This is a genomic window from Aliiroseovarius sediminis (assembly GCF_022678485.1).
GTDB classification, from domain to species: domain Bacteria; phylum Pseudomonadota; class Alphaproteobacteria; order Rhodobacterales; family Rhodobacteraceae; genus Aliiroseovarius; species Aliiroseovarius sediminis.
This window is the reverse complement of record NZ_JALBYP010000021.1, coordinates 345,210-365,794: the sequence shown is the minus strand read 5'-3', so window position 1 is coordinate 365,794 and position 20,585 is coordinate 345,210. Positions and strand designations below refer to the sequence as shown.

Sequence of the window (20,585 nt, the reverse complement as noted above, 5' to 3'; positions counted from 1 at the left end):
CGCGTTAGCCCCGAACCGTCCCGTCCCCTTCGACCAGGTATTTGAACGATGTCAGCTGCGCGGCCCCCACAGGCCCGCGCGCGTGCATCTTGCCTGTGGCAATGCCGATCTCGGCCCCCATGCCGAACTCGCCCCCATCGGCAAACTGGGTCGAGGCATTGCGCATCAGGATCGCGCTGTCGAGCCGAGTGAAGAACCGCTCCGCCGTGGCGTCATCTTCGGTCAGGATCGCGTCGGTATGGGACGAGGAATAGCGGTTGATGTGATCAATCGCGCCGTTCACATCATCGACAATCCGCGCGGCGATGATGCTGTCCAGAAACTCTTTGCCCCAGTCATCCTCGGTGGCGGCTATGGTGCCGGTCAGCCCCTCGCCCGCATGAACCTCGACCCCGGCATCCATCAGGTCGTTCAGGATTTTTTGCCCCAAGGCGACTGCATCGCGGTGAATCAACAGACACTCCGCTGCGCCGCAAATGCCGGTGCGTCGGGTCTTGGCGTTCATCACCACCCGCGCGGCCTTGTCGGGGTCGGCGTCCTTGTCGATGAAGACATGCACGATGCCTTCGAGGTGCGCAAAAACCGGCACGCGAGCTTCACGCTGGACAAGTCCGACCAACCCCTTCCCGCCACGCGGCACGATCACGTCGATGTAATCGATCATGGTCAGCATTTCACTGACCGCCGCGCGGTCACGGGTCGGCACGCGCTGGATGGCATCTTCGGGAAGGTCGGCGGCGCGCAGCCCGTCCTGCAAACACGCGTGGATCAGACCCGCAGAATGGAAGCTCTCTGACCCGCCGCGCAGGATCACAGCGTTCCCGGCCTTTAGACACAGGGCACCCGCATCCGCTGTCACGTTGGGGCGGCTTTCATAGATCACGCCAATGACGCCCAAGGGCGTGCGCACCCGCTTGATATGAAGGCCTGAAGGACGATCCCATTCCTCAAGCACCTCGCCCACCGGATCGGCCTGCCCCGCCACGGCACGCAGCCCATCGCACATCCCTTTGATGCGATCCTCGTCGAGCATCAGACGGTCCATCATCGCGGGCGACAGGCCCTTGTCGCGCCCAAAGGCCATGTCTTTTTCATTGGCCGCGATGATCTCGGCCCGTCGGTCCCAACAGGCATCTGCCGCCGCCAGCAACGCCTTTTCCTTGGCCTCGGCCGGAGCGAAGGCAAGATCCTTGGCCGCGTCACGTGCGCGGCGGCCAATCTCGGTCATCATGGATGTGATGTCTTCGCTCATCGTGTCCTTGTCCCTTTGTTGTCGCCCTTAAAGGGCCATGTCGTCGCGGTGGATCAGGGCGGCGCGGCCCGGATAGCCCAGAATGGGTTCAATCTGGTCCGAGCGGCAACCTTTGATCGCGCGGGCTTCTTCCGCAGTATAGCGGCTCAGCCCCGCCCCCAGATGGGTGCCGTCGGGCCCGTGTATTTCAATCGGATCGCCGCGTTGGAAATCACCCCGCACAGCGGCCACCCCGGCGGGCAGAAGCGATTTGCCAGAGCGCAGAGCCCGTTCCGCCCCCTGATCGACCACCACCGCGCCACGCGGTTTCATTGACGCGATCCAATGCTTGCGGGCCGCTTTGGGGTCGGTGCGTGCGGTGAACAGGGTCGACGCCGCGCCTTCTGCCAGAGCGGTCAACGGGTTCATGCGCGATCCCAGCGTGATCGTCATGTCGCACCCTGCCCCAGTCGCGGTTTTCGCAGCCATCACCTTGGTTTTCATGCCACCCTTCGACAGACCAGTGCCTGCGTCGCCCGCCATCGCCTCGATCTCGGGCGTGATGGCGTCAATCACGTCATAGCGCGTGGCCGAGGGGTCATCTTTGGGGTTGCCGGAATAGAACCCATCCACATCGGACAAGAGCACCAGATGATCCGCCCCGACCGTGACGGCCACTTGCGCGGCCAGCCGGTCGTTGTCGCCAAAGCGGATTTCGTCGGTGGCGACAGTGTCGTTTTCGTTGACGATGGGCACGACGCCCAGCGACAACAATGTTTCCAAGGTGGCGCGGGTGTTCAGGTACCGACGCCGATCGGCGCTGTCTTCCAGCGTCACCAAGACCTGCGCGGTGGTGGCGCCCAACGGGGCCAGAGCCTCTTCATACGCTCGTGCCAGCCTGATCTGCCCCACAGCAGCGGCGGCTTGTGATTGTTCCAGAGACAAGGTGCTTACAGGCAAGCCCAACACCCCGCGCCCCAGAGCAATGGAGCCGGAAGACACTAAAACCACATCGGCGCCCCGCGCCTTCAAGGTTGCAACGTCCTTTGCCAACGACGCCAGCCAGTCGAATTTCAATGCCCCCGTGGCCGTATCGACCAACAACGCAGAGCCGATCTTGACGACGATGCGTTTGGCGTTGGTCAGGGTCGCCACGTCTGTTGCTCCTCTTGCGGGTTCAGACGGATACGATCGTCCGAGATCTGTTTGCGCAGTGCGCGCAGCACCTCGGTTGTGCCATGGTGGGCGACAGCAGACATCAACATGACGGGACCGGCGACGGCCTCAAGCGCCTTGCGTTTGTCTTCTCGTTCCTCGTCATCCAGCGCGTCGATCTTGTTCAGAACGGTCACGCGGGGTTTGCCGCCCAGAATGTCGCCATAGGCTTCGATTTCAGTGATGATGGTCTGCCAGTCGGCCACCACATCCTCGGCGGTGCCATCCACCAGATGCAACAAGACGGAACAGCGTTCGACGTGGCCCAGGAACAGATCACCCAAGCCACGCCCTTCGGACGCGCCTTCGATCAGGCCGGGAATGTCGGCCACCACGAACTCGGCCCCGTCCACGCCGACCACGCCTAGATTGGGATGCAACGTGGTGAAAGGATAATCCGCAATCTTCGGTCGCGCGTTCGAGGTGGCGGCGAGAAAGGTTGATTTCCCCGCGTTGGGAAGACCCAAAAGCCCCACGTCGGCGATCAGTTTCAGGCGCAGCCAGATTGTGCGCTCGACACCTTCTTGCCCCGGATTGGCACGACGCGGCGCACGGTTGGTCGAACTGGTGAAATGCAGGTTGCCAAATCCGCCATTGCCGCCCTTGGCCAGCACGAAACGCTGGCCGACCTCGGTCATGTCGGCAATCACGGTTTCCTGATCTTCGTCTAGAATTTCAGTCCCTACCGGCACGCGCAAAACGATATCGTCACCATCGGGCCCAGTGCGCTGCTTTCCCATGCCGGGCCGACCGTTTCCGGCGAAGAAATGCTGCTGATAGCGAAAGTCGATTAGGGTGTTCAACCCGTCGACCACTTCTACGATCACATCGCCGCCACGTCCGCCGTCACCGCCATCTGGGCCACCATATTCGATGTATTTCTCGCGCCGAAACGACACGCAGCCCCCGCCGCCGGCACCCGAACGGATATGGACCTTCGCAAGATCGAGAAACTTCATGGGGCACACGCCTTTCTTGTTGCATGATTGGCGATAGAGGGAAACCGGCCAAGGCTCAAGCCCAAGGCGCGGGTCTGCCGAAAGTGTCGGTTGTGTTCTTAGCGCGCCGAGGTCCGGATTTCACGTGGCAGATCAACGCGGATAAGTTTAACATCAAGATCTTGCGAGATGCAATTCACGCGCTCGGTCTCGCCTGTCTCTTGAAACCCGAGTTTGTATAGAACCGATTGCGAAGCTGCGTTGCCTTCGAAATATCCGGACCGGATGCAGTGGATGTCGTGGCGCGCAAAGGTCCAATCCACCAGCGCGCCCGCGGCCTCGCTCATGATCCCTTGGCCTTGATGGGCGCGGCCCAGCCAATAGCCCAGCGTCGGGTCCAGCCCGACGACCCCGACCACCTGCCCGCGCAGCTCGATCGCCAGCCCACCCAAGGACGAGGTGTCGGCAAGATGGGCCAGAAACCCGTTGAAATCGGCCAGCGTATAGGGGTGCGGCACGACGGTCAGCCAGCGCGACACCGCAATGTCATCCAATAGCCGCACCACCTGATGGCCATCGGCGGCAATCAATGGGCGCAATGTCAGCCGTGGGGTTTTAATCAATGGGCCACAGGACATTGTCAGAGGTCACGTCATCTTTCGGATATAAGTCCAGGTTGGCACATTCATCCCCCGCGCTACTGAATGGCTTTCCGCATCGCCAATATATTCAAACCCTGCATGGGTCAGAACACGGGCCGAGGCCGGGTTGTCCTGAAAAACTTCCGCAAAAATACTGCGGTTGCTCTGGGGATTGGCGCTGATCAGCGCGCAAACGGCCTCGGACGCGATGCCTGCGTTCCAGAACCCCGGCGCCACCCAATAACCAAGCTGGGATTGCCCGCGGCACAGATACGTCAGGCTGATCACACCCAGCACCTCGCGCACGTCCGAACGCGCGGCATCCATCACCCACACATCTTCGGGCCTGTCATCTTTCAATGACCGTTCGATGAATGCCTCGGTCGTTCCGGGTGGCAAGGGATGTGGGATGGATCGGGTGCCGCTGGCGACCCGTTTATCTGCCGTATACATCGACAGCATCCCCGCATCCGAGCGCCGCACGGGACGCAGCACGAAACGGTCCGCGTCGATACGAGGTTGTTGTGCGATCTCGACATGCTTCATGGCTTTCCCTCCTCTGAAAAGCGCAGAATGCACCGGGTCAGACAGCTTGCATCACGGTCATATCCGAAGAAATGGTGTGAAATAAGACAAAATTGCGACGACCCGATGATCAGCATATATGTGCTTGAAACAAAAAGAAAAGGGGCCGGCTACTGTAGCCGGCCCCTGAAAACTTGATACTTTGTCAGGTTTGGCTTACTCGGCGGCCTCCGCCACTGGCAGGACCGAAATAAAGGTGCGGCCCTTCAGGCCTTTGCGGAACGTCACTTGGCCTTCGACGGTCGCAAAGATGGTATGGTCCTTGCCCATGCCAACGTTCTCATCCGGCCACATTTTCGTGCCACGCTGACGGACGATGATGTTCCCCGGAATGACGACTTCGCCACCGAATTTTTTCACGCCAAGGCGACGACCGGCTGAGTCGCGGCCGTTACGGGATGAACCGCCTGCTTTTTTATGTGCCATGCTCTCTCTCCTTAGCTATCCGTTAGTCTTTCATCAGGTCTTTGGCTTGCTCGACCCAGCCTTCACGCTCGATCCGGCCTTTGAACGACAGTTTCTCGTCGAACTCGGTGACGTCATCAGCGCTCCAGCCTGCGATTTGGGCGAACGATGTAACGCCAGCTTCAACAAGCTTCTTTTCCAGCGCGGGGCCGACACCTGACAGTTTCTTCAGATCGTCTGCACCGGCGGGTGCGTCTGCCTTGGCGGCTTTTTTCGGTGCCGCTGTCTTGGCTGGGGCTTTTTTGGCCGGTTTCGCAGCTGCAACAGCCGCGCCCGAAACCGAGCCTGCACCGATGGCAGCTTTCACGCCCGATTTTTCCGCACCCTTTTCAAGAATGTCGGTCACGCGCAGAAGCGTCAACTGCTGACGATGCCCTTTTGTGCGTTGCGAACCATGCTTACGACGACGCTTCACAAAGTGGATGACCTTGTCGCCTTTGATCTGGTCGATAACCTCGGCCTGCACGCCTGCACCGTCCACGGTGGGGCTGCCGACGGTTGCACCAACCATCAGAATCTCGTTGAATTGAACTTTGTCGCCTGCATCAGCAGCCAGCTTTTCGACGCGCAGAACGTCGCCAGCCTGGACTTTATACTGCTTGCCGCCGGTTTTCATAACCGCAAACATGTGGTCTTCCTTCGATTTCCGCGTCCTGTGGCCCCGGTGATCCGGCGTTTGACGAAGGGATGATCCCTTCTCTTGCCTCGAACGGCGTTGCCCGCTTGGGCAAATTTACATACCCCCACGCGAGACAATCCCGGGAGGAGTGGCGGCTTATCGGGCCAAATCAGCTGCAAGTCAAGGTCATTTCCGCGGAAATCGTGGGGCGGGCGGGGATACGGCCGCCTCTTGCAGGCTGAGGCCTGACATAATAGGCCAAGACGGGAATTATCTAATGCGCCCGTGAAGCGCCCCATCGATCGACCCGAAGGAGCACCATGATGCTGCCGCTTAACGCCAACCAGATCCCGGTCATGTTCAACCGCGCAATCGGGCTTGCCCGCGCCGGCAAACCACGCGAGGCGCTGGATCTGCTAGGGCAACTGTCGAAGATGGCCCCAAAACGGGCCGAGATCCCATTTCACATGGCGCAAATCCACCTGCAGGCCGGGCGCGCAAAAGATGCTTGTGATCTGCTGGCGCGCGCGGCCAACCTTGCCCCGGCCGAGCTTAAGGTATGGCAGGCCTATGCGACCGCTGTCGCGGCACATGGCGACGCCCAGACCAAGCATGACGCGAAGGCCCTGCTGAAGACATCGAAGTTGGCGCATCGCGACCGCAAGGCCGTGGCCCGCACGATGGACGCGGTTCAGACCAGCACCGCCCGGGTATCCGCAAACGCATCAACCGCCGAGATAAATGCGCTGGTCGCACGCATCAACGCAGGCCGGATGGCCGAGGCCGAGGCCCAAGCCCGCCAATTGATCGCCACTCGCGGCAAAAGCGAAATCCTGTCCACCATCCACGGCGCGGCCCTTGCCAGCCTTGGCCGCCTGGACGAGGCCGAAGCAGCCTTTCGCACCGCTCTGAAGATCGACCCCGATTATGGCGAGGCCGCCGCGCAGCTTGGCCAGCTTCTGCGCGCAACGGGCCATAAACGCGAAGCAAAAGAAGTGCTTTTGCATGCCCGACGCCTGATCCCTCAGAACCCCATTGTGCTGGGCAATCTGGGGACGCTGTATCACGATCAGGGTGCCCCGCGTGAGGCGTTGGAATGCCTTGATCTGGTGTTAAAACAGGACCCGGACAATCAACTTGCGCTGCTGACCCGCGCACAGGCGCATCTGACGCTGGAAAACGCGGCGCAGGCGATTTCTGATCTGGATCATCTGGAAAGACTGACCCCCGCGACGGGCGAAACGCTGGCCTTGGGCGCGGTGGCGCGTAAACTGGCGGGCGACGCAGACGGCACAGGTGACCGTATTGACGCGGCCCTGACCAAAGATCCCGACAATCTGCGCGTGATTACCATTGCCGCCAATCTGCTCCAACAAGATGGCCAGATGGACGCCGCCGACACGATATTGCGCGACGCACTGGCGCGCGGCGTCCGGTCAGGGGCGATGTATCGGATGATCGCACAGGGCAAGAAACTGGCCCCCGACGATCCCCTCATCGCCGAGATGGAGGCCCTATGGTCCCGCGACGACCTGCCGGAAGACGGACGAATGGACCTTGGCTATGGTCTTTTGAAAGTGATGGAGGACGCGGGCGATTATGAGAAAGCGTGGAAATATCTTTCCCGCTCGAACAAGATCATGGCCCGTCTTCATCCTTATGACCGGGCCAAGGCGCAAAGCGATTTCGACCGTCTTAGAGCGTTTTTGGACGGATTCGACGAGGCTCGCATCGGGACGGTCGGATATCAGGAGAATCAGACCATCTTCGTCACCGGGATGCCGCGGTCGGGCACGACGCTGGTTGAACAGATCCTTGCCAGCCATTCCACCATCACCGGCGGGGACGAGTTGGGCATCCTGCACCCGATGGCCTTTCAAGCCGTCGCCCACACGGATCGCGAGGGCGGGACGGTTGCTGATATGACAGCTGACCAGTTGGAAAAACTGGGACGCGATTATCAGGCCGCGATCGACATTCGCGTGCCGCAGGCCAAGAGGATCACGGACAAGACGATCTCGACCTACCAAATCGCGCCCTTGGCGTGGTTGGCTTTGCCCAACGCAAAGATCGTCGCCCTGCGCCGCGACCCGCGCGACAATCTGTGGTCGATCTTCAAAAACCGCTTTGTGACGGGGCTGCACCTGTATTCCTATACGCAAGCCGACCTTGTGGACACGTATCGGCTCTATACCGAATACTTGGCGCTGTGGCGGCAGATGGCCCCCGACCGGATTTACGAGATCGAGTACGAAGCGCTGGTGGCCGATCCCGAAACCGAGGTGCGCAAGCTTTTGGATTTCTGCGGGCTGGCGTGGGAAGACGCCTGCCTTGATTTCCACAAGACCGACCGCAGCGTGAAAACCCTGTCACTCGCCCAGGTGCGCCAACCGCTTTACAGTTCGTCCATCGGCAAATGGCGCCGTTATGAGGGCCATCTGACCGAAATGCTGGACGGGCTGAAAGGGCTGGACGGCGTGCCGGAGGATTGAGGCCGGTGGCCTGCCACCCTGCCCCGTGTCAACAAAAAACCGCTGGATCAGGACGTCACCAAGTTCGTCTCCGCCAGATCAAGAGGGATGGAATAATTTGCCAGCGACATCATGCAATGCGGCCCAACGGTCGCGCATCTCTGTCCGAAAGTCTGCTGGGCGGGACTTTCTTGCCGTTCGCAGCGGTTTTCCGAATGGCCGCTTGTTCCGAAACGCTATAAACGTGAAAACTATGAATAGAACCGCAATGAATACGAAAGCCTCCATCATAACATGTGTGCTTCTAGCACCGCCTGCGTTTTCGCAGTCTGCAATTGAGCGCCTTGTCTGGCAGGAAGCACGGTCTTTTTCGCCGTTTAGTAGGACGGCTGTGGCGATCACGGGCGCGATCACGCTATCGGGCAATGATGCTTTCGCGACTGAAGACAGCAAGATGAGGTTGACCTTTGGGGACGGTGCAGCCGTAGGTCTGACTTCCGAGGGGGCGTCATGGCGGGAGTGGGATGTTGGCGGGCAGGGCAAACAGACGGCAGAGGTCTTCCGGCTTTCTGATAACCCTGGCTCCTTGCAGAACGGGAATACGCTGTGCGGTGATGCAGATCCGGAGCAAAGCCTCTATGCCGTATTCTATGAGCAGAGCCTCCTTGGAGGTGATCCTACGCTGACAATGGCTGTCTTCGATTCCACCGAGCCGCCGTTTGACATCAACAGTCCAGGTCTGTGTGGGACATTCAGTTACGAGATCGATCCGTCGATCAACGAGACCACCATGCCAGCGGTGCCGGTAACTTCGGATGCCGAGGGCGCAGGATCGGGCGTATGGCGCGTGCGAACAAATATCAACCCGATCGACGACACGCAAACGGTCACGTTGTCTCTTACGGCCGAGACCGGCACGTCGCGTTTGGGAGAACCCGTTACCTTCATCGCACGATGCAAGTCGAACACGACAGAAGCCTATGTGGTCTGGGGCGATTTCCTCGGCGACGATTCCGGTGATGTCTATTCCGAGTGGAAACGGGTCACCGTTCGGATCGGCGCGGGGCAACCGAGAGAAGAGCGGTGGGGCGTGTCCACTGACCGCAACGCCACCTTTGCCCCCAGCTGGGCCGGTAATTTCCTGAAGGAGCTCTTGGACGAAAACCGGCTTGTTCTTCAGACGATTCCCTATGGCGAGAATCCGAACACAGCCATCTTCGAGGTGTCTGGACTTCGTAGCGTGCTGGGAGAGCTAGCTGAAACCTGCAATTGGAGCTTTTAAGCCCATTAGGTTGCGCTCTTCCGAAACGGCGTCACAGAACAGATTATCCGTTTCAGCAAGATCGGTTCCGCTTTGTGGAACGGACGAGAGGACGGTTCTAGACCCAAATTGAGCGCTCTGGATGGATGCCGCGTGCTTCCCCAGACCGGTCATTCGTCCCGATCGCAGCATTGGTCGGTGAGGGCTGATTGTGTTGAAAAACTCTGCCATGGGAAAACCGCCTCGAAAATTCGGAACATCGCTCTCATAGAGCGTCCCTTGCAAAACGTCGTTTGCAAATCGGCACTATCGCGGAACGTTGTTCTGTCGATTTGCGTCTTCTCTGTCGGACGCCGGGTTTTTCAACACAATCGGCTCAAACCAGTCATTGCCCGCACTTGCATCATATGTCGGCAGGGTCAGATATGTGACGTTTAGGTCAATGTCATCAGACCTAGCCACACTAGATATCCTGCTGTGCATTCATCCGACCAACGGCGCGACCTAGTTCGGCGGACAGTTGGATATAGATCTCATCCAGCGCCTTGAACATGGCGTGGTTCAGGGCCTGCCCGGCCTCGGTTTGCGAGAACGCGACATAGGCGGTCAGCGCGTCGTCAGACACGGGCGCGTAGGCAGTGGACAGGAAGGCCGACAACCACTCGGACGTGTCGCGGCGGATCTCACGCTCCTGCGACCAGACCTGTAACAGGATCTGATCTTCCGTCATTCGTTCGGACGGCACCGGGTTGGCGTCGACCATCGCCCGCAGAAACGCAAAGTTGGAATTCAGCGCACCCATCACGTTCAGTTCCACCAAGTCATTGTCCTCGATGAACCGCAGGATCGTCTCATCCCGGTCACTCACGGCGCGCTCTGCCTGCCACGCGCTGCGGGCACGCTCCTCAACTTCGGGGTCCAGAAAGGCGCGGCGCGCGGTCAGTTCATGCTTGACGATGTCCTGCATGGCATCCGCGCCATAGAAGTCGCGCAGGGCGGTAAGATGCGCGGCATCCAGTGCGGCCTCCATCGCCTGTTCGGCGTCGATCTTCAGCCGGTCAGTGTCATAAATCGCATTCACTTGCCGCCGCCACCTATCACCGCCGGGATGGCCCAGCAGATCGACATCGGCGGCGATCGCCATGCTGGTCCCCTCCTGCCCCATGAGATCGACAAGTTCATCAAGATGCAGAAGCGACCACAGCGCGTCGTAGGCTTGCGCGTCGGATTGCACCACAGGGGGGACATCGCGGTTGGCAGCGTGGCTTCGAAACGGGAACGCCGCCGTGGCAACCACCACCGCGGCTGCACACAGGGCGACACGAACACCAGCGCGCATCACAATTCCTGTTCGGGGCTAAGCTCGGCCAGACGGCTGGCAAGTGTTTCATATCGATCGGCCATGATCTGATACTGCACGGCATTCAGGATTTCATACACCTGCCCCATCTTGGGGTCCTGCAATGCGGCCAGATAGTCGATCAGATCCTCGTCGCTGAGATTGCGATAGGCGTAGGCGTTGGCGACCAGGGTGTTAACCTCGATGTTCTGCCGCATCTGGCCGGACTGTTCCATCAACATCAGGCGCAGATCCTCTTCGCCGATCTCGAAATCGCTGACCCCTGCAGCCATTGCGGCCATCAGATAGCGGACCTGGATTTCCACGATGGACTTGATTGCCGTTTCGGTCGATCCGATAGCGTTGCCCATTTCGCGAAAGATCTGAATGCGAATACTGTCTTCATCCAGCAAGGTTTCGACGATACGTTCGCCTTCTTCGAATTTTTCCTTGTCGTCGGCCATATGACTTTCATTTTCGACCTTGACCAACCGTTGTCCCAGCGGGCTGCCATAGAAATCGGCGCCATGTTTCAACAGCTCCTCAGGCATTACGGCGTCCAACATTTCGACCGCTTCAGAAATCATCTCATCCGGTTCGAAAATTTCTTCCGCCAGCTTGATCCACTGGCGACCAAACACATTTGGATCCTCGCCCGTCAGCGCCGGCCCCGCCACCGCCCCTTGCTGCATTGATGCGATGGCTACATCGAACCCCGTCACCTCAAGAAAATCGCGAATGTCTTTCCGCTCTGACGCCTGCGCGACTGATGCGAGCCCCAGCACCACGAGAACGAAAGCGAATAACGGTGCCAATCTATTACGTATCATCGGGTCTGCGGTCCTTTCGAGTGGTCGATTTTCCGCAGCCTATCCCTGCACCACACTGCTGCCAAGGGCCACCCGATCACGAAACTGTCCGTTGGCGGCAAATTGTGCAAAAAATGGCTTGCACATGACGCACGGCCGAACTATCCCCCCCAAGACCCCCGCGGAGAGGTGCCGGAGTGGTCGAACGGGGCGGTCTCGAAAACCGTTGAGGGTGCAAGCCTTCCCAGGGTTCGAATCCCTGTCTCTCCGCCACTTGGCTTTGTTTTCATCGCTAAGTTAGGCAGAACGCCAAATCTACTATCGCTTCTTTGCTTTTTCCAACGGGTGTCTGACGCGCGCTTAAAACGGCGCCTCCAGATCGCCAAGGCGGACATAGACGGTTTTCAGTTCCGAGTAATGATCAATCGCTGCTTTCGCGTTCTCGCGTCCGACGCCTGAAGCCTTGGTTCCGCCGAATGGTGCCTCGACCGGCGCATCGTTATAGGTGTTGATGTAACAGGTGCCGGCCTCGAACCCAGCGACGACACGGTGGGCGCGGCTCAGATCCTTGGTGAAGACGCCAGCGGCCAAACCGAACTCGGTGGCGTTGGCGCGTGCCATCACGTCTTCTTCGGTGTCGAAGTCGAGCACGGACATGACCGGGCCGAAAATCTCTTCGCGCGCGATGGTCATGTCGTCGGCCACATCGGCAAAGACGGTGGGTTGCAGGAAGAACCCGTCGCCCGCCACCCGTTCGCCGCCATAGACAAGCCGGGCCCCTTCTTCTTTGCCTTTTTCGATATAGTTCAGGACGATGTTCATCTGTCCTTCGCTGACCATCGGGCCGAAACTGGTTGCCGGGTCTAGTGGGTCGCCGATGATCGCGTTGTCCAGACGTTCGGCCAGGCGTTTCAGAAACGCCTCTTTGATGCCTTTCTGCACGAAGACGCGTGTGCCGTTCGAACAGACCTGCCCGGAGGAATAGAAGTTACCCAGAATGGCACCCGACACGGCATTTTCCACATCTGCATCGTCAAAGACGATCATTGGGGATTTGCCGCCCAACTCCATGGTCACGTGCTTCATCTCGGCGGCGGCGGCGGCATAGACCTTCTTGCCCGTGGGCACAGACCCGGTCAGCGAGACTTTGGCGACGCGTGGGTCGGTGACAAGGGCGCCACCAACCTCTCCATAACCCTGCACGACGTTGAAAATGCCCGCAGGCGCGCCCGCTTCCATCAGGATCTCGGCCACTTTCAGCGCCGACAGCGGCGTCATCTCGGACGGTTTGAACACGGATGTATTGCCGCAGGCCAGCGCCGGTGCGGCCTTCCAGCAGGCGATCTGGGTGGGGTAATTCCATGCCCCGATCCCGACGCAGACCCCCAAGGCCTCGCGCCGTGTATAAACGAAATCGCCGTCCGGCATGGGGATATGTTCGCCCGTTAAACTGCCCGCCAGCCCGCCGAAATACTCCAGAGCATCCGCACCCGAGGTCGCGTCGGCCACACTGGTTTCCTGATAAGGCTTGCCGGTGTCCAGCGTTTCCAGAACCGACAGGTCGTGGTTGCGCTCGCGCATGATGTCGGCAGCGCGGCGCAGGATACGGCCCCGTTCGGTGCCTGTCATCGCCGCCCAGTCGGCCTGCGCCGATTTCGCGGCATCCAGCGCCTTGTCGATGATCGCGGGTGTGGCTGTGTGCAGTTTGGCGATCACCTCGCCGGTGGCGGGAAAGATCACGTCGAAAGGCGTGCCGTTCGTGTCTTCAACATAGTCACCGCCGATGAAGTGGCTTGCTTTGGGTTGCGCTCTCATGCCGTTGCCTTTCTGCAAAGCGCGGTGCCGGGACTGGTGACCAGCCGGGAATCGCGCACGTTCGTGGATTTTGACTCAGTGTCGCAGGATGGGCTGCAAAGGACCATCCGAAAGCCAGCGCCCTGCCCCGTGGTCGCCTAACCCTTGAAGCCGGTGGCAACGACGAATTTCTCGGAACTGTCCGACCGGCTTGAGGGCGGTTTGACGTTTACGACCTTGTCGAACTTCAATTTGAGCAGCTTCTGCAGCTCACCCTCGGCCCCGCCGGCCAAAACTTTGGCGACGAAGGTGCCGCCTTCGTCCAGCACGTCGAAGGCAAAATAGGCCGCCGCTTCGCACAGCGAAATGATGCGCAAATGGTCGGTCTGTTTGTGGCCGGAACTGGACGCGGCCATGTCGGACATGACCACATCAGCCTTACCGCCTAGCAAACCCTTCACGATCTCATCAGCGTCGTCTTCCATGAAATCGAGCTGGTGAAAGGTGGCCCCCGCCAAGGGTTCAACCTCTTGCAAATCAATGCCCAGAAACGTGCCGACCTTCTTGCCACTTTTTTCACCAAGCGCGTTGATACGCGGCACGGCAACCTGCGCCCAGCCCCCCGGTGCGCATCCCAGATCAACGACCCGCGCCCCGTTCACCAGAAACCGGAACTTGTCGTCCAACTCCATGATCTTGAAGGCCGCGCGCCCGCGATAGCCTTCAGCCTTGGCGCGTTGCACGTAAGGGTCGTTCAACTGTCGTTGCAACCACCGGGTCGAGCTGCTGCGCCGACCGCGGGCGGTTTTCACTTTCACGGTCAGATCACGCTGCCCCCGGCCCGAGCTTTTGCGCACTCGACCGCCTTTTTTTCCACCTGTGTCTGTCATCAGAATGATCCGCCTTCCAAAACACCGTCCGCAGACATCTGCGAATAAAGAATACCCTCGCGCAGGCCGCGATCCGCGACGCTGAGCCGGTCCGTGGGCCAGACACGCAGCAACGCCTGCAGGATCGCAGCACCGGACATGATCAGCGCCTGCCGATCCCGCCCGATATGCGAATTCATCCGCCGCCCTTGTGGTCCAAGTGCCAGATATCCCTGAATCACACGTTCAATCTGGTCCGAGGTCATCCGCAGCCCGTCGACCTTGGTCCGGTCATAGCGGCGCAGGCCCAGATGGGTCGCCGCCACGGTCGTCACGGTGCCCGAGGTGCCGATGATCTGGAACCCCTCGCGGGGCGGTTCGTGGTGAAACGGGCTGAAGCCCGCAAGCTGCTCTTCGAAATGCACCGACATCAACGCATAGCGGCCCGCGTCGTCTTCGACATCGTCAAACATCTCGCGCAGGGTGGCCACGCCCAAGGGGACTGAGATCCAGTCCACCACGCTTGCGGCGGGAAAATCGCTGACCCCGCCGATGAAGCCGTTGCCCATCCGCATGATAGCACGCGGGCGTTCCAACGGCGGGACGCGGGAAAGGTCGATCCAGACAAGTTCGGTCGACCCACCGCCGATATCGACGACCAGAAGCTGCTCGGTCCTGGTGGACACCAACGGCGCGCAGGACACGACGGCCAGCCGCGCTTCTTCCTCGGGCCTGATGATTTCCAGTGTCAAACCGGTTTCGCGCTGGATATGCTTCATGAAGTTTGTGCCGTTCGACGCGCGACGGCACGCTTCAGTCGCCACCAGACGCATCCGATTTACGTCGTGCTTGATCAGCTTCTTGCGGCAAATGCGCAGCGCCTGGATGGTGCGCGACATCGACGACCGGCTCAGCCGGCCCGAGGCTTCAAGTCCGTTGCCAAGCTGCACCGATTTCGAAAAGCTGTCCACAACGTGAAACTGGCTTCCCTTCGGTTGGGCAACCAGCATGCGACAACTGTTGGTTCCGAGGTCCAATGCCGCATACAAGCTGGCTGGATCCACGGGGGACGGCGCGGGGGTATCGACCGCTATTGGGAACGCGCCCGCACCATTGGGACGCTTGGGCGCCATAGGTCACGCCCTCCATTTCAAGTTAGCATAAAGATAGGGCCGCACCGGGTCTGTGGCAATCCCTTGCCTGTACGAGACGCGCAAAAAACGTTGCCCCACATAATCATCTTGAGAAGATTTCAGCTTCGATCCTGTGGCCCGTTGGGCCGCTTTGGCGTATCTCACAAGCGCCAATCAGATCGGCGCGTCGCTTGTGACATGCGTCGTGTCGAAAAACGACGCCGGGAAAGACAACCGCCCGCGTAGAACAAGCAAAGCGGAGGAGGAAGAATCGCATGCCGGACGTTACCATCGTTTACTGGAGGGACATTCCCGCCCAGGTTATTGTCGGCAAAGGGCGCCGTGGCTCCAAAGCCCCGCTGCCCGAGCGGTTCGAACAAGCCATCGACCGGGCTGCCATGAAGGTGAACGCGAAAGACAGCGACGCTTATCTGGCCGAATGGCGCAAGGCGGCCCCCTATTCCGTGGACGGAGACCCGCAGGAAATCGCAGCGGCCGAAGCCGCCCGGATCGACGCGGAATACGACAAAGAGCGCCTGATCGCTCTGATTGGCAACGACGGATGGGCGTAAGCCTGTCCCGTATAAAGGAGGCAGCCATGGCGCTGTTGAACTTCCGCAAAAAGCCGACCGAAGGTCAGGCCACGCCCACGTCCCCCGAACTTCAGGACTTCCTGAAGGGCTATTCGATCGAGGTGATGCCCCGCACCGCCGAAAAGGTCGAAGATTTCCGCGACCTGCTGCCCGAGGGCACCCGCGTCTATATCGCCCATATCGACGGCACGCCGATTGATGAAATGGTCGCGACTGCCAAACGCATCAACGCCGAAGGTTTTGAGGTCATGCCGCATTTCCCCGCGCGCATCATCAAGGACGAAGCGACGCTGGCCGACTGGATTGCGCGCTATCAGGGCGAGGCGAATGTGAAGCAAGCGCTTCTGCTGGCCGGCGGTGTGGAAAAGCCGCACGGCGATTTCGACAGCTCGATGCAACTGTTGGAAACGGGTTTGTTCGACAAGGCCGGGTTCACCCAGTTGAACGTTGCAGGCCACCCCGAAGGCAACCGGGACATAGACCCGGACGGATCGCGCAAGAACGTTATGGAAGCCCTTCTGTGGAAACAGGAATTCTCGGAACGCACGGATGCAAAAATGGCGATTGCCACGCAATTCGCCTTTGAAGCTGGCCCCATCATCAAATGGGCCGACGAGCTGAAAGAAGCAGGCGTTGATCTGCCCATCCATATCGGTATCGCAGGCCCCGCCAAGCTGCAAACGCTGATTAAGTTCGCGATTGCTTGCGGCGTCGGCCCATCGCTGAAAGTGCTGCAAAAGCGCGCGATGGATGTGACCAAGCTGCTGTTGCCCTATGAGCCGACAGACGTTCTGACCGAACTGGCCAACCACAAGGCGGCCAACCCCGACTTCAACATCACTCAGGTGCATTTCTTCCCGCTGGGCGGGATCAAGACCAATGCCAACTGGGCCATCGAAAATGGCGGAGAAAACACCCCCCCAGTCAACGTGACCAAAGGATAAAGAATGACCCGTACTATTGTTGAATCGCAGTCGAAAACCGCCATCATCGGCTTTGACCAACCCTTCTGTGTCATCGGTGAACGCATCAACCCGACCGGGCGCAAAGTCTTGAACGCAGAACTGGAGGCGGGCGACTTCAGCCGGGTGCAAAGCGACGCGCTGGCGCAAGTCGCAGCAGGCGCTACGGTGCTGGATATCAACTCGGGTGCGGTGTTTTCCAACAAGATGGCCGAAGACCCGCGCTATGCGGATAATAACTTTGTCGAACCCGACCTGATGCGTCAATTGGTAGAGACCGTGCAGGCAGTGACAGATTGCCCCCTCTGCATCGACAGCTCAGTGCCCGGCGCACTTGAAGCGGGGTTGAAAGCCGCCAATGGCCGCCCCCTGCTGAACTCGGTCACGGGCGAGGAAGAGCGGTTGGAAATGGTTCTGCCGCTGGTCAAGAAATACAATGTGCCGGTTGTGGCGATTTCAAACGACGACACGGGCATTTCGGAAGACCCCGATGTGCGTTTTGCGGTGGCCAAGAAGATCGTCGAACGCGCTGCCGATTTCGGCATTCCGGCGCATGACATCGTCGTGGACCCGCTGGTGATGCCAATCGGTGCAATGGGCACTGCTGGCCTTCAGGTGTTCGCCCTTGTGCGCCGCTTGCGTGAAGAGCTGGGCGTAAATACCACTTGTGGCGCCTCCAACATCTCGTTCGGGCTGCCCAATCGTCACGGTGTCAATAATGCGTTCCTGCCGATGGCTATGGGCGCGGGCATGACATCTGCAATCATGAACCCTATCGCCCTGCCCGTCGGCCCCAAAAAGCTGGCCGAAAAACGCGCCGAGGTCGAGGCGAAGGGCATCATCGTGCCCGCCGATATGGATGACGAAACCTTCTGCCAGGTATTTGGCATGGGATCGACCAAGCCCCGCGCCGGGAAAGAGATGGAGGCCATCCGCGCCGCCAACTTCCTGACCAACAACGATGATGGCGGGGCGGAATGGATTAAGTTCAATTCGGCCAACGCCGGTGGCGCTGGTGCCGCCGGTGGGCGTCGTGGCGGACGCCGGCGCCGCGGCTGAGCAGGTCCGCCTCAATTTTTCAAGAACCAAAAAGGGGTTGCATCTGCGGGCCCTTTTTCGTGACGTCCGTCTCGTATCAAAGTGTGCGCGACGCGTCCGCCTCAAAACCCTGGCCGGCCCATCAAGCATTGGCTCGGAACATCAGGCCGTCATATTTCGGATATAGACGTCGGCAGGTGCTTAGGGCATCTAACATGGCATCCGACATAAAAGCAGGGCGTGGCTCTTTGATCCAAGCCAGACTCTCCAAGCGTCTTGTGGCTCGTATTGATCGCGTCATTCAGGGCCTTCTGGCCCATCCTGTGTCTGAATTTTATCCCCGCAAAGAATGTGTTCCGCCAGACAATGTCCCCGGAAATCTTGTGGCCACAAAAATAGAGATCAACCCGCGTCCCCTTTGGGTCTTTTCCGGGCGCTTCAATCTTCATCCCAGCTTGCGATATGTCGACGATATGGGAAACGGTGCATTGATCTCCGCAAACGACGAGTATTGGCGTTCGGCAGATTTTCCGAACGTCCTTGCGTAAAAGTTTATAGAGCAATGGCGTCTGCAAGACTGTCAAAGCGATAATAAAAGGTAGGGTAAAACCCATCAGACTTATCGGTAGCGCGGATGGGCCAGACCAATTCACAGTTGTTAAGCGACCAAGCTTGCCGCGAGACTTGGCGTCGCCAATCCGTTTAGCCCCTGCCCCATCACCGCATCCAAACATGCCTTCGATCAGTATGATGTTGTTCATCTGTGCCGATAAAGCGTGATAGAGCACTGAGCGATCAATGTTGCTGTTGTGCTGTGTTGCGTTGGCGTTGTGCTCTGCCTTTTGCACAACGTTGGACAGGCCGCGACGGACGCGGGCAAGTGTCGAATTCGCGTTCATGTCTTCGATCGCTTCAAGTTCCATCACGAGGTTATCCAAGATCGACACCACATGGACTGCGCCGGATATTGACTGAGACAGGGCAGATGCTTGCTGTATGCGCGTGAGTTCAGATGTGTACTCGCAAAGGTTGTTTGGTTGGGAAACCGCCGACGTTCCTGCTGCCAAAAGGTAGCAGGTCAGCAAAGCAGCAAGCAGGTTTCTTTGAACAAGGCACGTCATGTCAATCAACGCATAGGTTAAAGCCAACAAGATTTCGTTAAATGCGGCGAGCGTTGGCTGCGCGCGTGCGAATGCCTTGCTGTTTGACGCAAGCACAATGGCAGTGAGCCGTCACGTTGACCCAGGCCATGCGACATTGTGGCTCTGTTGGGGCAATTTTCCCTGGGCTTGATCTGGCTCAAGGCCTGCGCTGCCCGTGACCGCTACTTGACCCTTACGTTAAAGGAAGGGACAGGCCGATGACCGCGCCGCTTGAAGATATCACCATTCTTGATTTGACCCATGTGCTGGCGGGTCCTTATTGCTCCATGATCCTGTCGGATCTGGGGGCAAAGGTAATCAAGGTCGAACAGCCCGGCACCGGCGATGACACAAGGCATTTCCCGCCCTTTCGCGATGGCCACAGCGCGTATTTCGCGACCATCAATCGCAACAAGCAATCCATCGCCCTGAACCTGAAGGACGATGCGGATCGTGCTGTTTTCGAACGTCTTTTGGATCAGGTCGACGTGGTGATGGAGAACTTCCGACCCGGCGTAATGGAGCGTTTGGGCTATGGTTGGGACAGCTTGAGCCAGAAATACCCCCACCTGATCTATGGCGCCGTGTCAGGCTTTGGGCATACCGGCCCGGATGCGTTGCGCCCGGCCTATGACATGGTTGTGCAGGCGCGTGGTGGTGTCATGTCCATCACCGGTGAAAAGAACCGCGAACCGGTGCGGGTTGGTGCGTCGGTTGGGGATATCGTGGCCGGGATGTTTCTGGGTCACGGGCTGCTTGCCGCTCTGTATCAACGTCTGCGCACCGGGCGCGGACAGAAGGTCGATGTGGCGATGCTGGACAGCCAGCTTGCCATTCTGGAACACGCCGTTGCAATCACCAGTGAAACCGGTGTGGCCCCTGGGCCGTCTGGGGCGCGTCACCCCTCGATCGCGCCGTTCGAGGCGTTTCACACCGCCGATGGTCTGCTGGTCATCGCCTGCGGCAACAACGCGCTGTTCGCGCAGTTCTGCAAGCTGATCGGCAAGCCCAAATGGGCCACATGGCCCGAGTTTGAAACCAACCTTGCCCGCTGCGAGAATGTCATGTTGCTGCGGCGTAAAATTGAGGCGGTCACGCTGGCCCACCCACGCGCCCATTGGATCAAGCAGTTCACCGACGCTGGCATCCCCTGCGCCCCGATCCAAACTGTGGCCGAGGCGATGCAAGACCCGCAAATCCTGGCCCGCAACATGGTTGTGGACATGCCCGCGCCCGACGGCAAAAAACCATTTATGGCGGCGGGCAACCCGATCAAGATGACGGATATGGAAGACATGGTCTCGACCGGTCCGGCACCACTGTTGGACGGGGATCGTGCGCAGATTTTAGCGTGGCTGGATCAACAGGACGACGCCGCGCGGCGCGCGGCGCGGCCGGATAACGTGCCAACAGCCCCGGCGGCGTCGCGCACGGCCTGAAAAAGACGCTTCCCGCCCGAAGATGACGCAGGCAGGCATTG

Annotated in this window: 19 protein-coding genes and 1 tRNA gene; 7 read left to right on the top strand and 13 right to left on the bottom strand. The window is 59.4% G+C overall.

Annotated elements, in window-relative coordinates; translation table 11 throughout:
- Nucleotides 1–4: 4 nt before the first annotated feature.
- The 7 genes from MN186_RS04165 to MN186_RS04135 form a co-directional block, all read right to left on the bottom strand.
- Entirely contained in the window at nt 5–1,252 is a 1,248-nt protein-coding gene (locus MN186_RS04165) for a glutamate-5-semialdehyde dehydrogenase (protein WP_242112312.1), read from the bottom strand.
- Between the two features lie 27 nt (nt 1,253–1,279).
- The gene (gene proB / locus MN186_RS04160; protein ID WP_242112310.1) at nt 1,280–2,386 is read right to left on the bottom strand and encodes a glutamate 5-kinase; all 1,107 of its coding nucleotides are present in this window, start codon (nt 2,384–2,386) and stop codon (nt 1,280–1,282) included.
- Complete coding sequence (gene obgE, locus MN186_RS04155; protein ID WP_242112299.1) at nt 2,374–3,405, bottom strand: GTPase ObgE; 1,032 nt, start codon at nt 3,403–3,405, stop codon at nt 2,374–2,376. Before obgE ends, proB begins: the two co-directional genes overlap by 13 nt.
- A 98-nt stretch (nt 3,406–3,503) precedes the next feature.
- The gene (locus MN186_RS04150; protein ID WP_242112293.1) at nt 3,504–4,007 is read right to left on the bottom strand and encodes a GNAT family N-acetyltransferase; all 504 of its coding nucleotides are present in this window, start codon (nt 4,005–4,007) and stop codon (nt 3,504–3,506) included.
- 24 nt (nt 4,008–4,031) lie between these two features.
- Nucleotides 4,032–4,571: a GNAT family N-acetyltransferase gene (locus MN186_RS04145; protein WP_242112291.1), complete on the bottom strand. Its 540-nt coding sequence runs from the start codon at nt 4,569–4,571 to the stop codon at nt 4,032–4,034.
- 195 nt (nt 4,572–4,766) lie between these two features.
- The gene (gene rpmA / locus MN186_RS04140; protein WP_242112288.1) at nt 4,767–5,036 is read right to left on the bottom strand and encodes a 50S ribosomal protein L27; all 270 of its coding nucleotides are present in this window, start codon (nt 5,034–5,036) and stop codon (nt 4,767–4,769) included.
- Between the two features lie 22 nt (nt 5,037–5,058).
- The gene (locus MN186_RS04135) at nt 5,059–5,703 is read right to left on the bottom strand and encodes a 50S ribosomal protein L21 (RefSeq protein ID WP_242112279.1); all 645 of its coding nucleotides are present in this window, start codon (nt 5,701–5,703) and stop codon (nt 5,059–5,061) included.
- Between the two features lie 314 nt (nt 5,704–6,017).
- On the opposite strand from MN186_RS04135, the gene MN186_RS04130 reads away from it, so the two are divergent.
- Together MN186_RS04130 and MN186_RS16530 are read left to right on the top strand one after the other, a co-directional pair.
- Nucleotides 6,018–8,186, top strand: coding sequence for a tetratricopeptide repeat-containing sulfotransferase family protein (locus MN186_RS04130; protein WP_242112264.1), 2,169 nt, complete (start codon nt 6,018–6,020; stop codon nt 8,184–8,186).
- A gap of 370 nt (nt 8,187–8,556) precedes the next feature.
- Nucleotides 8,557–9,447 carry a type VI secretion system-associated protein TagO gene (locus MN186_RS16530; protein WP_242112259.1) on the top strand — a complete coding sequence of 297 codons (891 nt, stop codon included), beginning with the start codon at nt 8,557–8,559 and terminating at the stop codon, nt 9,445–9,447.
- A gap of 442 nt (nt 9,448–9,889) precedes the next feature.
- Here MN186_RS16530 and MN186_RS04120 read toward each other — a convergent pair whose 3' ends face one another.
- Both MN186_RS04120 and MN186_RS04115 read right to left on the bottom strand, forming a co-directional pair.
- The gene (locus MN186_RS04120; RefSeq protein WP_242112257.1) at nt 9,890–10,765 is read right to left on the bottom strand and encodes a hypothetical protein; all 876 of its coding nucleotides are present in this window, start codon (nt 10,763–10,765) and stop codon (nt 9,890–9,892) included.
- A complete protein-coding gene (locus MN186_RS04115; protein ID WP_242112253.1) occupies nt 10,765–11,595 on the bottom strand; it encodes a DUF2059 domain-containing protein in 831 nt (276 codons plus the stop codon). The genes MN186_RS04120 and MN186_RS04115 overlap by 1 nt, the downstream gene beginning before the upstream one ends.
- A 162-nt stretch (nt 11,596–11,757) precedes the next feature.
- Between MN186_RS04115 and MN186_RS04110 the strand changes: the two genes are divergently transcribed.
- Nucleotides 11,758–11,847: transfer RNA gene (locus MN186_RS04110), tRNA-Ser, on the top strand.
- A gap of 87 nt (nt 11,848–11,934) precedes the next feature.
- Here MN186_RS04110 and betB read toward each other — a convergent pair.
- From betB to MN186_RS04095, 3 genes are all read right to left on the bottom strand, one after another.
- Nucleotides 11,935–13,389: a betaine-aldehyde dehydrogenase gene (betB, locus tag MN186_RS04105; protein ID WP_242112251.1), complete on the bottom strand. Its 1,455-nt coding sequence runs from the start codon at nt 13,387–13,389 to the stop codon at nt 11,935–11,937.
- A 137-nt stretch (nt 13,390–13,526) separates the two neighbouring features.
- Nucleotides 13,527–14,258: an RlmE family RNA methyltransferase gene (locus tag MN186_RS04100; protein WP_242112250.1), complete on the bottom strand. Its 732-nt coding sequence runs from the start codon at nt 14,256–14,258 to the stop codon at nt 13,527–13,529.
- Entirely contained in the window at nt 14,258–15,370 is a 1,113-nt protein-coding gene (locus MN186_RS04095; protein WP_242112249.1) for a Ppx/GppA phosphatase family protein, read from the bottom strand. Before MN186_RS04095 ends, MN186_RS04100 begins: the two co-directional genes overlap by 1 nt.
- A gap of 275 nt (nt 15,371–15,645) precedes the next feature.
- Here MN186_RS04095 and MN186_RS04090 point away from each other — a divergent pair, with 275 nt between their 5' ends.
- From MN186_RS04090 to MN186_RS04080, 3 genes are read left to right on the top strand one after another with little or no spacing between them, the layout of a single operon-like run.
- On the top strand, nt 15,646–15,942 hold the full coding sequence (locus MN186_RS04090) for a virulence factor (protein WP_242112248.1): 297 nt from the start codon (nt 15,646–15,648) through the stop codon (nt 15,940–15,942).
- A gap of 26 nt (nt 15,943–15,968) precedes the next feature.
- A complete protein-coding gene (locus tag MN186_RS04085; RefSeq protein WP_242112246.1) occupies nt 15,969–16,907 on the top strand; it encodes a methylenetetrahydrofolate reductase in 939 nt (312 codons plus the stop codon).
- 3 nt (nt 16,908–16,910) lie between these two features.
- Nucleotides 16,911–17,984, top strand: coding sequence for a methyltetrahydrofolate cobalamin methyltransferase (locus MN186_RS04080; RefSeq protein ID WP_242112244.1), 1,074 nt, complete (start codon nt 16,911–16,913; stop codon nt 17,982–17,984).
- Between the two features lie 149 nt (nt 17,985–18,133).
- On the opposite strand, the gene MN186_RS16525 is transcribed toward MN186_RS04080, so the two are convergent.
- Complete coding sequence (locus MN186_RS16525; protein ID WP_242112231.1) at nt 18,134–19,180, bottom strand: PilZ domain-containing protein; 1,047 nt, start codon at nt 19,178–19,180, stop codon at nt 18,134–18,136.
- A 143-nt stretch (nt 19,181–19,323) separates the two neighbouring features.
- On the opposite strand from MN186_RS16525, the gene MN186_RS04070 reads away from it, so the two are divergent.
- On the top strand, nt 19,324–20,544 hold the full coding sequence (locus MN186_RS04070; RefSeq protein ID WP_242112222.1) for a CaiB/BaiF CoA transferase family protein: 1,221 nt from the start codon (nt 19,324–19,326) through the stop codon (nt 20,542–20,544).
- Nucleotides 20,545–20,585: the final 41 nt, after the last annotated feature.